The organism is Nonomuraea sp. NPDC049129 (genome assembly GCF_040648495.1).
Taxonomy (GTDB): Bacteria; Actinomycetota; Actinomycetes; order Streptosporangiales; family Streptosporangiaceae; genus Nonomuraea.
On the sequence record NZ_JBEZDU010000005.1, the window covers coordinates 578,810 to 590,999 of the forward strand.

Annotated in this window: 12 protein-coding genes; 6 read left to right on the forward strand and 6 right to left on the reverse strand. The window is 70.5% G+C overall.

Annotation, left to right across the window (positions count from 1 at the left end):
• Window positions 1-16: 16 nt before the first annotated feature.
• From AB0B64_RS18705 to AB0B64_RS18725, 5 genes are read right to left on the reverse strand one after another with little or no spacing between them, the layout of a single operon-like run.
• Window positions 17-430 (reverse strand): MaoC/PaaZ C-terminal domain-containing protein, encoded by a 414-nt coding sequence (locus AB0B64_RS18705; RefSeq protein WP_358178612.1) that lies wholly within the window; start codon window positions 428-430, stop codon window positions 17-19.
• Window positions 430-1,485: a bifunctional MaoC family dehydratase N-terminal/OB-fold nucleic acid binding domain-containing protein gene (locus AB0B64_RS18710; protein WP_358178614.1), complete on the reverse strand. Its 1,056-nt coding sequence runs from the start codon at window positions 1,483-1,485 to the stop codon at window positions 430-432. Before AB0B64_RS18710 ends, AB0B64_RS18705 begins: the two co-directional genes overlap by 1 nt.
• Window positions 1,482-2,636 (reverse strand): acyl-CoA dehydrogenase family protein, encoded by a 1,155-nt coding sequence (locus tag AB0B64_RS18715; protein ID WP_358178616.1) that lies wholly within the window; start codon window positions 2,634-2,636, stop codon window positions 1,482-1,484. Before AB0B64_RS18715 ends, AB0B64_RS18710 begins: the two co-directional genes overlap by 4 nt.
• Entirely contained in the window at window positions 2,636-3,676 is a 1,041-nt protein-coding gene (locus tag AB0B64_RS18720; RefSeq protein WP_358178618.1) for an acyl-CoA dehydrogenase family protein, read from the reverse strand. The genes AB0B64_RS18715 and AB0B64_RS18720 overlap by 1 nt, the downstream gene beginning before the upstream one ends.
• Entirely contained in the window at window positions 3,676-5,304 is a 1,629-nt protein-coding gene (locus tag AB0B64_RS18725) for an AMP-binding protein (protein ID WP_358178620.1), read from the reverse strand. The genes AB0B64_RS18720 and AB0B64_RS18725 overlap by 1 nt, the downstream gene beginning before the upstream one ends.
• Before the next feature lie 242 nt (window positions 5,305-5,546).
• On the opposite strand from AB0B64_RS18725, the gene AB0B64_RS18730 reads away from it, so the two are divergent.
• Complete coding sequence (locus tag AB0B64_RS18730; RefSeq protein ID WP_357644750.1) at window positions 5,547-6,140, forward strand: TetR family transcriptional regulator; 594 nt, start codon at window positions 5,547-5,549, stop codon at window positions 6,138-6,140.
• A gap of 6 nt (window positions 6,141-6,146) precedes the next feature.
• Here AB0B64_RS18730 and AB0B64_RS18735 read toward each other — a convergent pair whose 3' ends face one another.
• Window positions 6,147-7,109, reverse strand: a complete 963-nt coding sequence (locus tag AB0B64_RS18735) for a helix-turn-helix domain-containing protein (RefSeq protein WP_357949948.1) — start codon at window positions 7,107-7,109, stop codon at window positions 6,147-6,149.
• A gap of 77 nt (window positions 7,110-7,186) precedes the next feature.
• On the opposite strand from AB0B64_RS18735, the gene AB0B64_RS18740 reads away from it, so the two are divergent.
• The 5 genes from AB0B64_RS18740 (at window position 7,187) to AB0B64_RS18760 (ending at window position 12,186) form a co-directional block, all read left to right on the forward strand.
• Complete coding sequence (locus tag AB0B64_RS18740; protein ID WP_357950750.1) at window positions 7,187-8,125, forward strand: NADP-dependent oxidoreductase; 939 nt, start codon at window positions 7,187-7,189, stop codon at window positions 8,123-8,125.
• Between the two features lie 41 nt (window positions 8,126-8,166).
• Window positions 8,167-9,159 (forward strand): sigma-70 family RNA polymerase sigma factor, encoded by a 993-nt coding sequence (locus tag AB0B64_RS18745; RefSeq protein WP_357949946.1) that lies wholly within the window; start codon window positions 8,167-8,169, stop codon window positions 9,157-9,159.
• A gap of 43 nt (window positions 9,160-9,202) precedes the next feature.
• Window positions 9,203-10,321, forward strand: a complete 1,119-nt coding sequence (locus tag AB0B64_RS18750; RefSeq protein ID WP_358178622.1) for a steroid 3-ketoacyl-CoA thiolase — start codon at window positions 9,203-9,205, stop codon at window positions 10,319-10,321.
• Window positions 10,322-10,460: 139 nt separating this feature from the next.
• A complete protein-coding gene (locus AB0B64_RS18755) occupies window positions 10,461-11,486 on the forward strand; it encodes an MBL fold metallo-hydrolase (RefSeq protein ID WP_357949940.1) in 1,026 nt (341 codons plus the stop codon).
• A 25-nt stretch (window positions 11,487-11,511) separates the two neighbouring features.
• Complete coding sequence (locus AB0B64_RS18760) at window positions 11,512-12,186, forward strand: FadR/GntR family transcriptional regulator (RefSeq protein ID WP_357949938.1); 675 nt, start codon at window positions 11,512-11,514, stop codon at window positions 12,184-12,186.
• Window positions 12,187-12,190: the final 4 nt, after the last annotated feature.

Sequence of the window (12,190 nt, forward strand, 5' to 3'; positions counted from 1 at the left end):
GTGCCACTCCTTCGGGTCAGGGGGCTGTGGGGAGGGTGAGGGTGATCGTGCCGGTGGCGTGGTCGCCAAGGCTGACCTTGCCGCGTACCCCGACCGTGAGCTCTCCCGCCGCCTGCGAGACGACCGTGCCCGTGAAGCTGAGCCGGTCGCCCGCGTACGCCGGGACCCCGAGCTTGACGTTGATGCGCCTGATGATGGCCGCTGGACCCGCCCAGTCCGTGACGTACCTCTCCACCAGTCCCATCGTGGTCAGGATGTTGAGGAAGATGTCCTTGGAGCCCTGCGCGCGGGCGCGCTCGACGTCGTGGTGCACCGGAGTGAAGTCCATGGTGGCCAGGGCGGTGGAGACGACCACCGTGGGCGTGAGGTCGATCGACAGCTCGGGAAGCACCGAACCGATCTCGACCTGGTCTTCGGTCAGCGTCTCCATCACGACTCCCCTGGCGCCCACATGGGCAGGACTAGTTCGTCGTCCAGCGCGCGGTACGTCACACGCAACGACATGCCGATACTGACGGCGTCGGTCGGACAGTCCACGATGTTTCCCACGATCCTCACCCCTTCTGGCAGTTCCACCACTGCCACCACGAAGGGCGTCTCGCGTCCCGGCACCGGGGGGTGGTGGTGGACGACGTAGCTGTAGACGGTGCCGTGGCCGCTCGCCACGGTGTGGGTGCGGTTGGTGGAGCGGCAAGCGGGACATATCGGGCCGGGTGGATGGCGCAGCTCGCCGCAGTCGGCGCAGCGCTGGATGCGCAGCTCGCCCTGCTGGACGCCTTCCCAGAAGAAGGCCGTGTCGGCGTTGACGGCGGGACGCAAGGGGTACGGCTCGCGACGGCCGGTCTCCGGGGCTTTCGCGGTCTCGGACGCTGCGGCCGTAGATGGAGCGGTCTCGGATGGTGCGCTCGTGGAGCTGGGGCGTTGGCCGGTGCGTGGGCGAAATTTCAGGATTCGGAACATCATCTCGGCCACTGGTTCGTCCGCCTCGCCGTACCAGGTGACATTCCAGGTGGCGAAGTAGCCCTCGCCGAGCGCCGTCCGCTTCGGGCCCACGAGGCTCGTGAAGCGGGTCGACGGAGTCAGGCGCTCGCCGAGCCGTACGTACCGGTGATAGGTCTGCTCGCAGTTCGTCGCCACCACGCCCGTGTAGCCGTGCGCCTGCAGGGCGGCGAGCATGTCGTCGACCGGCGAGCGATCCTTGGCGTCCTGGCGGAGGCCCTGCATGGTCCAGACCTGGATCATCGCGGGCGGGGCGACCCCTTGGTCGAGGTAGGCCGGGTTCGCGTCGCCGAGGGCGGTCAGCCAGTGCCTGATCATGGGTACGTTCACCGGATCTGCCGCGGGGGTGCCGCGCATCTCCCCGAGGGCGACCTGCTTGTCCGCCAGCTCCCGCAACTCCCTGTCCACGCTCGCGGGGTCAGGCGTGGAGAGGTCGGGCGTGGCGGGGCCGGGGATCACAGACTCGGGAGTCGAGGGGTCGGTCATCGGGGCGGCCTCGGGAGGTTCAGGCCGAGCATCGCGATCAGTTCGCGCTGCACCTCGTTCACCCCGCCGCCGAACGTCAGCACCACCGCGCCCTTCACCCCGTGATCGGTGCGCTCCAGGAGCTCGGCCGTCTCCGGGTCCGACGGGTCGCCGTAGCGGGCCAGGATGTCGCCGATGAGCCGGCCGACCTCCTGTACCCGCTCCGAGGCGTAGATCTTGGTAGCCGACGCGTCGGGCGCGCCCAGCCAGCCGAGGTCCATGTTCGCCGCGACCTGCCAGTTGAGCAGCTCATTCGTACGGAAGTACGCCCGCACCCTGCCGAGCGCCCGTCGTACGTCCGGATTCTCCACCAGCCCGGTACGCCGCGCCCAGGCCAGGAAGCGGTCGTAGGTCTGGCCGAGGTTCCCGGCGGGACCGAGCGTGACACGTTCGTGGTTGAGCTGGTTGACGATCAGGTCCCAGCCCTTGTCCACCTCGCCGACCACCATGCTCGCCGGGACGCGGACGTCGGCGTAGTAGGTGGCGTTCGTGTGGTGCCGGCCGTCCATGGTGATGATCGGGGTCCAGGAGAAGCCGGGATCGTCGGTCGAGGCGATCATCATCGTGATGCTCTTGTGCTTCTTGGCGTCGGGGTTGGTGCGGGTGGCGAGCCAGATGTACTGGGCGTAGTGGGCGCCGCTGGTGAAGATCTTCTGGCCGTTGACGACGTAGTGGTCGCCGTCGAGCACCGCCGTGGTCCGCAGCGAGGCCAGGTCCGTACCGGCCTCGGGCTCGCTGTAGCCGATCGCGAAGTGGCACTCGCCGGCCAGGATGCTCGGCAGGAACATCTCCTTCTGCTCCTGCGTCCCGTACTGCATCAGGGTGGGCCCGACCGTCTGCAGCGTGATGATCGGGTACGGCACTCCGGCGCGGGCGATCTCGTTGGCGAAGATCTGCTGTTCGAGCGGGCCGTAACCGGCGCCGCCGTACTCCTTGGGCCAGCCGAGGCCGAGCTTGCGGTCGCGGCCGAGCCTGCGGCAGTGCTCCATGTAGGCGGTGCCGAAGGGATCCTGGGAGATCTTGCGGCGGTCTTCGTCGGTGAGGCAGTTCTGGAAGTACTCGCGCAGCTCGTCGCGGAGCCTGCGCTGGTCGGGGGTCAGGTCGATCAGCATCAGACGAGCGCTCCGATCAGGTCGAGCTGGGCGTCGGCGCCGCCGAGCAGGTGTGTCAGGTGCTTGGCGTGGGCGAAGTAGCGGTGCAGCGGGTACGTCACGTCGAGGCCCAGACCGCCGTGCAGGTGCTGGCAGGTGAAGAGCGCCTTGTACGCCTCACTGACGTGGAAGGCGGCCACGGCCAGGTCCTCCTCCGCCGGGAGGTCGTTGGCGAGCAGCCAGGCGCCCGACCACACGGCCACGTCGAGCGCCCGCGTGGCGATGTAGACGTCGGCGATCTGTACGGTGACCGCCTGGAACTCGGCCAGGGCCCGGCCGAACTGCTTCCTGTTCTTGATGTACTCGGTGGTCAATTTGAGAGCGCCGGCTAACACGCCGCTCGCCTGGGCCGCGACGGCCGCCGTGAAGATCTGCCGCAGACTGGAGACCGCTTCCGGACCGGCCAGCCGCTCGGCCGGGGTCCGGTTGAGCACGATGGTGGCCAGCGGCTCGCCGTTGGCGGCGAACTCCGGGCGCGCCGTCCATCCGCCGGTGACCAGGAACACCCCCTCGGCGGCCGTGACCAGCATGTACGCCGCCTCGCTCCCGTACGGGACCCCGACCTTGCGGCCGGTCAGCACCCACCCGTCGCTATCCCTCTCAGCGGCGGTCACGGGCGGGGCCGCCGGCGCCCAGCCCGGCTCCCGCAGCGCCACCGTGCCGACGCCGTCGCCCGGCGGGCGCTGCTGCGCGGGTGTGCCGTAGCGGGCCAGGGCGAGTGTGCTCACCAGTGTCGCCAGCGCGGGCGCCGGTGCGGCCCGCGCGCCGAACTCGCGGAGCACCACGGCCAGCTCGACGGGCCCGAGCCCGGCGCCGCCCGCGTCCTCCGGCACGCACACGCTCATCAGCTCCGCCTGGCACAGCGCCTGCCAGAGCCGTTCGTCATACGGCCGGCCGCTCTTCTCGTGCGCCTCCAGCCGCTCCGAGGTCGCCTCCTTCGCCAGGAGGTCGGCGGTCAGGGTCCGCAGGTCCTGCTGGGTCTCATCCAGGTTGAAATCCACTATTTCTCCAAAAGGTGTTGCCGGCCGTGCCGGGCGAACTCCCGCTCGATCGCCGCGACGTCCGCGCCGCCCAGTAATCGGATCTCCGCGCCCGCAGGACGCCACCAGACGGGGTCGGCCGTCCGCCAGCCCTCCTTCACCAGGACACGCTTGACGACCTTGTGCGAGGGGGTCTGGGGCAGACCATCAGAGATGCGTACGTACCGGGGGAACGACTTGGCACCCAGATCGCGGCGCCCGGCGAGGAACCCGGCGAACGCCACGGGATCGAACGCCGCCTCCAGGACCAGCGCCGCCATGACCTGGTCTCCGGCCGCCGCGTCCGGCACCGGGTAAACGGCCGCCTCGATCACGCCCGGGAACTCCCGCAGGACCGCCTCGATGGGCGCCACCGCCAGGTTCTCGCCGTCCACGCGGAGCCGTTCGGTGCCCCGCCCGGCGAAGAACACGTAGCCGTCGGCGTCCGCGTACGCCAGATCGCCCGACCAGAACGCGCCCTCCCGCATCCGCTCGGCGTCGGCCTCCGGGTCGTTGTAGTAGCCGTCGAACAGGCCGAGGCCACCGATGTTCACCAGCTCGCCGATCGCCTCGTCGGGGTTGAGCAGCCGCCCGTCCTCGACGCGGCCCGGCGGGCACGGCAGACCGGTCAGCCAGCTGCGGATCTCGATGCCCGCCGGCAGCCTGCCGAGGCATCCGGGCGGTCCCATGGGGTCCGGGGTGAGCGAGATGGCCGTCTCCGTCGACCCGAACGCGTCGATCACATGACAGCCGAACCGCTCCCCGAACCGCCTGGTCGCCGTGGCGCTCCCCTCGTTGCCGAAGGCGAGCTTCAGGGGGTTGTCGGCGTCGTCGGGCTGTCGTGGAGTGGCCAGGACGTAGGAGAGCACTTTGCCGACGTAGTGGAGGTACGTACAGCCGTATCGCCTGATGTCCGGCAGCAGGCCCGACGCGGAGAACCTCCGACGCAGCACCAGCGCGGCCCCTGACGCCACGGCGGGGGCGTACGCGGCCATGACGGCGCCGGAGTGGAAGAGCGGCATCGCGCAGTAGACGGCGTCGGCGGGGGTCAGCATCACGGCCAGCGAGACGCCGGGGACGGCGATCTTCCGCTGCGTGATCCGCACCGCCCGCGGCCGCCCGGACGTTCCGGAAGTGAAGATCAGCATGACCAACGCGCCCGGATCCGGCGGGCTCGCGTCGGGCCCCGGAAGAGGCAGATCAGGCGCGTCCCCCGAGCCCCAGGCCGGGACGGGCGTCGAGGCCGTACCCGAGGCTTCGGCGACGGACCGCGCCACCGTCTCGTACGGCGCGTCCCACAGCAGGAGGCCGACGTCGGTGGCCCGGGCGTCGCGGGTCAGCTCCGCCACCGATCGGGTCGGGTTCAGCGCCACCAGCACCCGCCCGGAGAGCGCGGCCCCACCCAGCAGGAACACCATCTCCGGAACGTTGTCGCAGAGCACCCCTACGTGCGGCGGCCCGTCGAAGGAGCGAGCGGTCAACCAGTCGGCGGCGGTACGGCAGGCGGCCACGACCGAGCGCCACGACCACACGCGATCCTCGAACACCAGCCCCGGACGGTCATCATCGGCCCGGGCCAGTAGCAGGGCGGCGAGTGTGTCCGCGGCCATCGACCCTCCCAGCAAGCGCTCGGTCAACAGTTCCGCAAACTAGAACAGATTCTAATATCTGTCCAGCCACGACACATCCCAACAAGTCTGGATATATGCCTGTAGCGCCGCAGACATGCGTCTATGCAGGCTCTTTGTGACCCGCGAGTAACAAGCCGAGTTATCGAGAAATCAGATAACGTGTTCTCATGCGTACCCCGCAGGCGACCACCGCCGCGCCCCCCAGCGACACCGAGGGGATCATGGAGAGCCATTCCACGTCCGGCGGTCACAGCGTCCGTACGCGTAGCCAGCACCAGCGCCGCAAGCGCATCGTCCAGGCGGCCGCCGCCCTGGCCTCGCGCGGCGGCGTCGAGGCCATGCAGATGCGCACGGTCGCCGAGCGGGCGGGGGTCGCGCTCGGCACCCTCTACCGCTACTTCCCGTCGAAGATGGACCTGGTCGTGGCGGTCGTCGGCGAGGAGATCGACCTGCTGGAGAGCAGCATCCAGCGCCGTCCGCCGAGCGCCTCCACCCCGGCGGGCCGCGCGGTCGACGTCCTGATGCGCGCCACGCGTGGCCTCATGCGCGAGCCGGAGCTGGCCGACGCGCTGATCCGGTCACTGATCATGGCCGAGGTGGAGACGCCGTTCGGCGACCGGATGACGGGGCTGCTGCTGCGCGTGTCGGCCGACCTCACGCGGGATCGGGCCAGCGAGGTGCAGCTCGACCTGGCGGGGTCGTTGTCCAGCGTGTGGGTGCAGGAGCTCCTGGAGATGCTGCGCGGGCGCCGCACCTATGAGCAGATCCAGCGCCGCATCGAGATCGCCGCCGCACGGCTGGTCAACGACCTCTAGTTGCCGTCAGCCGACAGCCCTGAAGGTGCGGCGATACGCGTGCGGGGACACCCCCAGTGACGCGTGCAGGTGCTGCCTCAGGGAGGCCGCCGTGCCGAAGCCCGACTGCTCCGCCACCCGGTCCACCGGCAGGTCCGTGCTCTCCAGGAGGTGTCTGGCCAGCTCCACGCGTTGCTGGAGCAGCCATTGGCCGGGGCTCTGGCCTACCTCGTGGCGGAAGTGCCGGGTGAAGGTGCGTCTGCTCATGCCCGCGTGTTCGGCCAGGTCGGCCAGCTGGAGCGGGGTGGACAGGTGCTGGAGGGCCCACGCCCTGGTGGGCGCGGTGCCTGAGGCCGATGGTTCGGGGACCGGGCGTTCTACGTACTGGGCTTGGCCGCCGTCCCGCCACGGGGGGACGATGCAGTGGCGGGCCACCTGGTTGGCGATCTCGCTGCCGTGGTCGCGCCGTACCAGGTGCAGGCAGAGGTCCACGCCCGCCGACGCGCCCGCCGAGGTGAGCACGTCCCCGTCGTCCACGAACAGCACGTCCGAGTCCATCCGCACCTCGGGGAAGAGGCGGGCGAAGCGCTCGGCGTGCCGCCAGTGGGTGGTGGCCGGGCGGCCGTCGAGGAGGCCCGCGGCCGCGAGGACGAAGGTGGCGATGCAGATCGAGACGACGCGGGTGCCCGGCCGTATCGAGGAGAGGGCGTCGAGGAGCTCGGGAGGCAGCGACTCCGGGCCGGTGATGTCCGCGAAGCCGGCGGCGGCGGGGATGACGACGGTGTCGGCGCTCGCCAGCGCGCCCGCGTCGTGTTCGACGGCGATCGTGTAGTCGGCGGCCGTGGCGACGGGGCGGCCGTCGAGTGTGCAGGTGATCACCTCGTACAGCGGCTCGCCTCCCGGATCGCGTGCCGTGCAGAAGATCCTGGACGGCACGCTCAGCTCGAACGGGATGACGTTCGGCAGCGCCAGTACGACCACACGATGCATGGCCCGATCTTTACACATCTTGGCCTTCGGGCCACTCGCAGCCCCCAACCCGACACAGCAGGCTTGACCGTATGAAGATGCGCGCGATCAGCCAGGACGCCCTGGGCGGACCAGAAGTACTGAAGACGATCGAAATGGACAGGCCCACGCCGGGACCGACTGAGGTGCTCGTGCGAGTGCACGCGGCCGGGGTCAACCCCGCGGACTGGAAGACCCGGACCAGCGGCGGTCAGCTGGGGGCGCCGCCGTTCGTGCTCGGCTGGGACGTCTCCGGCGTCGTCGAGCAGGTGGGCCTGGGCACGACCCTTTACCAGCCCGGTGACGAGGTCTTCGGCATGCTCCGCTTTCCGTTCGGCCACGGCGCCTACGCCGAGTACGTGAGCGCCCCCGCCCGCCATTTCGCCCCCAAGCCCGCGAACCTCGACCACAACCAGGCGGCCGCGATCCCTCTCGCCGCGCTGACCGCCTGGCAGGCGCTGGTGGACACCGCCGGGCTGACGGAGGGTCAGCGGGTGCTCGTGCACGCGGCGGCGGGCGGTGTGGGGCACTTCGCCGTGCAGATCGCCAAGGCGCGCGGCGCGTACGTGATCGGTACGGCCAGCGCCGCCAAGCACGAGTGGCTCCGCGACCTCGGCGCCGACGAGCTGATCGACTACCGGAGCGAGGACTTCGCCGAGGTCGTCCGCGACGTCGATGTGGTGATCGACACCATGGGCGGCGACTACGGCCCGCGCTCGCTGCGCACCCTGCGCCAGGGCGGCACGATCGTCTCGCTGGCCCTCTCGCTCCTGGACGAGAGCCTGCACGCGCGGGCCGCCGAGCGGGGCATCCGGTCGGCGGCGATGCTCGTCGAGCCCGACCACGCCACGATGCGGGCGCTGGCCGCACTGGCGAAGGCCGGGAAACTACGGGCCGAGGTGGCCGCCGTGCTGCCGCTGGCGGACGCGGCCAAAGCCCACGAACTGGGCGAGTCCGGCCGTACGACGGGGAAGATCGTCCTCTCTGTACGTCCCTGAGACTCGTCGATTTGTCGGTGGCGGGGGCTATACAGGGAGGCATGACTGAGCGGCCGTCGAATGAGGAGTTCCTGCGGCAGACCGACCTGATGCGGCGCGAGTTGCTGGCGCACTGCTACCGCATGCTGGGGTCGGTGCACGACGCCGAGGATCTCGTCCAGGAGACCTATCTGCGCGCGTGGCGCGCCTATGACGGGTTCGAGGGACGTTCGTCCCTGCGCACCTGGCTCTACCGCATCGCCACGACGGCCTGCCTGACGGCGCTCGACAGCCGGGGCCGGCGTCCGCTGCCGACCGGGCTCGGCGCGCCCGCGTCCGAGGCGACCGGGCCTCTGGTCGAGGGCAACGAGGTGCCGTGGCTGGAGCCCGTGCCCACCGGGATGGTCGGCGCCGGGGCCGACGACCCCGCCGCCATCGTCACCTCGCGCGACAGCATCCGGCTCGCGCTCATCGCCGCGCTGCAGCACCTGCCGCCCAGGCAGCGGGCGGTGCTGATCCTGCGCGACGTGCTCAAGTGGCGGGCCGCCGAGGTGGCCGAGGTGCTCGACACCACGACCGTCGCGGTCAACAGCGCGCTGCAACGCGCCCATGCCCAGCTCGACGAGGTGGCGCCGAGCCTCGACGACCCCATCGAGCCGCTGACGGCCGAGCAGCGGGCGCAGCTCGACCGCTACGTGGCGGCGTTCGAGAATTACGACGTGGCGGGCATCGTGGAGCTGTTCACGAAGGACGCGGTCTGGGAGATGCCGCCGTTCACCGGCTGGTATCAGGGCGCCGAGGAGATCGGCCGGCTCATCGCGACCAACTGCCCGGCGAAGCAGCCCGGCGACCTGCGGCTGGTGCCGGTCGAGGCGAACGGGCAGCCGGCGTTCGGGATGTATCTGCGGCACGGGGATGTCTATGACGCGTTCGGGCTGCCGGTGCTCACGTTCACCGGCTCGCGGGTCAGCCATGTCGCGATGTTCTTCGACCTGGGCCTCTTCGACACCTTCGGGCTGCCTCGCACGCTGAGCGGGGCTTCCACCGGAAACTAGAACCCGTTACAGTCACGTCCAGAGCATCATTCTGGAGGCTACTGTGGGCACACCGGTGATCGTCGAGGCCGTCCGCACCCCCATCGGCAAGCGTGGCGGCTGGCTGGCCGAGCTCAAACCGCAGCAGGTGCTGGCCACCGCGCTCAACGGCCTGATCGAGCGCTCCGGGATCGACCCGGCGATCGTCGGCCAGGTCTTCGCCGGGTGCGTGACCCAGGCGGGCGAGCAGGGCGGGCATGTGGGACGGCACTCCTGGCTGTACGCGGGGCTGCCGTACCAAACGGGAGTGACCACGGTCGACGCGCAGTGCGGATCGTCGCAGCAGGCCGTACACCTGGCGGCGGCGATGATCCAGGCCGGCGTCATCGACGTGGGCATCGGGTGCGGGGTCGAGGTGATGAGCCGGGCGCCGCTCGGCAGCAACGTCCTGCCGGCCAAGCCGAAGCCTGACGACTGGAACATCGACCTGCCCGACCAGTTCACCGCGGCCGAGCGGATCGCGGACCGGCGCGGGCTGACCCGCGAGCGGCTCGACTGGTTCGGGGCGCGGTCGCAGCAGCTGGCCGCCAAGGCGTGGGCCGACGGGCGGTTCGAGCGGGAGATCGTGCCCGTCGGGCAGGTACGCAGGGACCAGGGCTTACGCGAGACCACCGTCGACGGGCTGGCCGGCCTCAAGCCGGTGATGGGCGAGGGCGGCCGGCACACCGCGGGCACCTCGTCGCAGATCTCCGACGGCGCCGCCGCGGTGCTGGTGATGAGCGAGGAGACGGCCCTGCGCCACGGCTTGCGCCCCCGGGCGCGGATCCTGGCCCAGGCCCTCGTCGGCGCGGAGCCGTACTACCACCTGGATGGGCCGGTGGACGCGACGGCGAAGGTGCTCGCGACGGCCGGGATGACGATCGGCGACATCGACAGGTTCGAGGTGAACGAGGCGTTCGCGTCGGTCGTGCTGTCATGGGCGAGCGTGCACGAGCCCGACTTCGACCGCGTCAACGTCAACGGCGGCGCGATCGCGCTCGGCCACCCCGTCGGTGCCACGGGGGCGCGGCTGCTCACGACGGCGCTGCACGAGCTGGAGCGCTCGGACTCGGCGACCGCGCTGGTCACGATGTGCGCGGGCGGGGCGCTGGCGACGGCCACGATCATCGAACGCATCACGTGACAGGGGACGGCCGTCCCACCACCGCGTGGACCCGCCGGGCGAGTCATCCGCGGCCGTGTCCGGGGAAAACCCGTACCGATCTCACGTTTCCCTCCCGCACACTCGACCAAGTACAAGCACGCTCAACGGGGGCCCCAGCATGAAGACGACCCGGCGCAGGCCGTACACCGAGCAGCGCCCGCAGGACCTCGGCGGCGGGGTGTGGAGCGTGCCCGTGCCGATCCCCGGCAACCCGCTCGGCTACACACTCGTCTACGCCGTCGACTCCCCCAAGGGCCCCGTGCTGGTGGACGCCGGCTGGAACCACCCGGACGCCTGGGCGGCCCTCAGCGGCGGCCTGCGGACGCTCGGTCTTGATGTGAGCGCGGTCAGAGGCGTGGTCGTCACCCACTTCCACCCCGACCACGCCGGGCTGGCCGGTCAGGTCAGGGCGGAGTCCGGCGCCTGGATCGCCATGCACGAATCGGACGCCGCGCTGGTCAGGCTCATGCACAACCTCGCCGAAGGCGAACACCGCGACTTCCAGGCCGACATGCTCAGGCGGGCGGGGGCCGGGCACGAGGACGTGGCGGTCGCGACCGCCGGCCGCCCGGACACGCCCGCGCTGCCCGACCGCGAGCTGCGCGACGGCGACCTGGTGGACCTGCCGGGCCGCAAGCTGCGGGCCGTACACACACCGGGCCACACCCCCGGCCACATCTGCCTGCACCTGGAGGACGCCGACCGCCTGTTCACCGGCGACCACGTCCTCCCCGACATCACCCCCCACGTCGGGATTTATCCCTATGACCGGGACGATGTTGATCCGTTGGGGGATTTTCTGGAGTCGCTGGACCGCGTCGGCGAGCTGGGCCCGCTGGACGCGCTTCCCGCCCATGAATGGATATTTCCGGATGTAGCCGCGCGCGCCGCCGAGATCCGCCACCATCACGAGGAGAAGCTCCAGCGACTCGGCGCCCTCCTGGCCGAGCGCGCGCAACCGCTGACCATCTGGGAGACCGCCGCGATGATGACCTGGAACCGGCCCTGGGACGACCTGTCCCCCGTCCTGCGCGGCATGGCCGCGGGAGAGGCGGCCGCGCATCTGCGCACGCTGGAGGCGCGTGGTGTGATTCGCCGCGTCTCCGGAGTCGATACGGTGCGCTTCCAGGCCCTAGAATCCTAGACATCCGATGTCTAGGGAGAAAAGTGTGGCGGTCACCGACGCAGCCATCGACAAAATCAAGCAGATGATCCTCTCGGGCGAGCTCACGCCCGGCGACAGGCTGCCGAAGGAGGCCGACCTGGCCGAGCGCCTCGGCCTGTCGCGCAACTCGCTCCGCGAGGCCGTACGAGCACTGGCGCTGATCAACGTCCTCGACGTACGCCAGGGAGACGGCACCTACGTCACCAGCCTGGAGCCGCGCCTGCTGCTCGACACCATGTCGTTCGTGCTCGACCTGCATCGCGACGACACGGTGATCCAGTTCTTCGAGGTACGCCGCATCCTGGAGCCCGCGGCGACGGCGATGGCGACCGAGCAGATGACCGACGGGGAGATCGACGAGCTCCGGGTGATCCTGGAGTCGCTGCCCGACTCGCCCACGGTGGAGGAGTTGGTGGCCAACGACCTGGACTTCCACCACCGGATCGCGCGGGGTTCGGGCAACAGCGTGCTCTGCTCGTTCATCGAGAGCCTGTCCGGGCCGACGACCCGGGCGCGGATCTGGCGCGGGCTGACCCAGGAGGGCGCGATGGAGAAGACGCGGGAGCAGCACACCGCGATCTACGAGGCCATCGCGACCCGTCAGCCCGACGTGGCCCGCTCGTGGGCCACGGTGCACATCGCGGGAGTGGAATCCTGGCTGCGCAAGGCCCTCGACTGAGGGT

What these genes read in the sequence shown, in the direction of transcription:
- AB0B64_RS18740 (WP_357950750.1), top strand. Translation starts at nt 7,187, where the DNA reads ATGCGCGCGATCAGCCAGGACGCCCTGGGCGGACCAGAAGTACTGAAG.
- AB0B64_RS18745 (WP_357949946.1), top strand. Translation starts at nt 8,167, where the DNA reads ATGACTGAGCGGCCGTCGAATGAGGAGTTCCTGCGGCAGACCGACCTG.
- AB0B64_RS18755 (WP_357949940.1), top strand. Translation starts at nt 10,461, where the DNA reads ATGAAGACGACCCGGCGCAGGCCGTACACCGAGCAGCGCCCGCAGGAC.
- AB0B64_RS18715 (WP_358178616.1), bottom strand. Translation starts at nt 2,636, where the DNA reads ATGCTGATCGACCTGACCCCCGACCAGCGCAGGCTCCGCGACGAGCTG.
- AB0B64_RS18710 (WP_358178614.1), bottom strand. Translation starts at nt 1,485, where the DNA reads ATGACCGACCCCTCGACTCCCGAGTCTGTGATCCCCGGCCCCGCCACG.
- AB0B64_RS18735 (WP_357949948.1), bottom strand. Translation starts at nt 7,109, where the DNA reads ATGCATCGTGTGGTCGTACTGGCGCTGCCGAACGTCATCCCGTTCGAG.
- AB0B64_RS18730 (WP_357644750.1), top strand. Translation starts at nt 5,547, where the DNA reads ATGGAGAGCCATTCCACGTCCGGCGGTCACAGCGTCCGTACGCGTAGC.
- AB0B64_RS18725 (WP_358178620.1), bottom strand. Translation starts at nt 5,304, where the DNA reads ATGGCCGCGGACACACTCGCCGCCCTGCTACTGGCCCGGGCCGATGAT.
- AB0B64_RS18705 (WP_358178612.1), bottom strand. Translation starts at nt 430, where the DNA reads ATGGAGACGCTGACCGAAGACCAGGTCGAGATCGGTTCGGTGCTTCCC.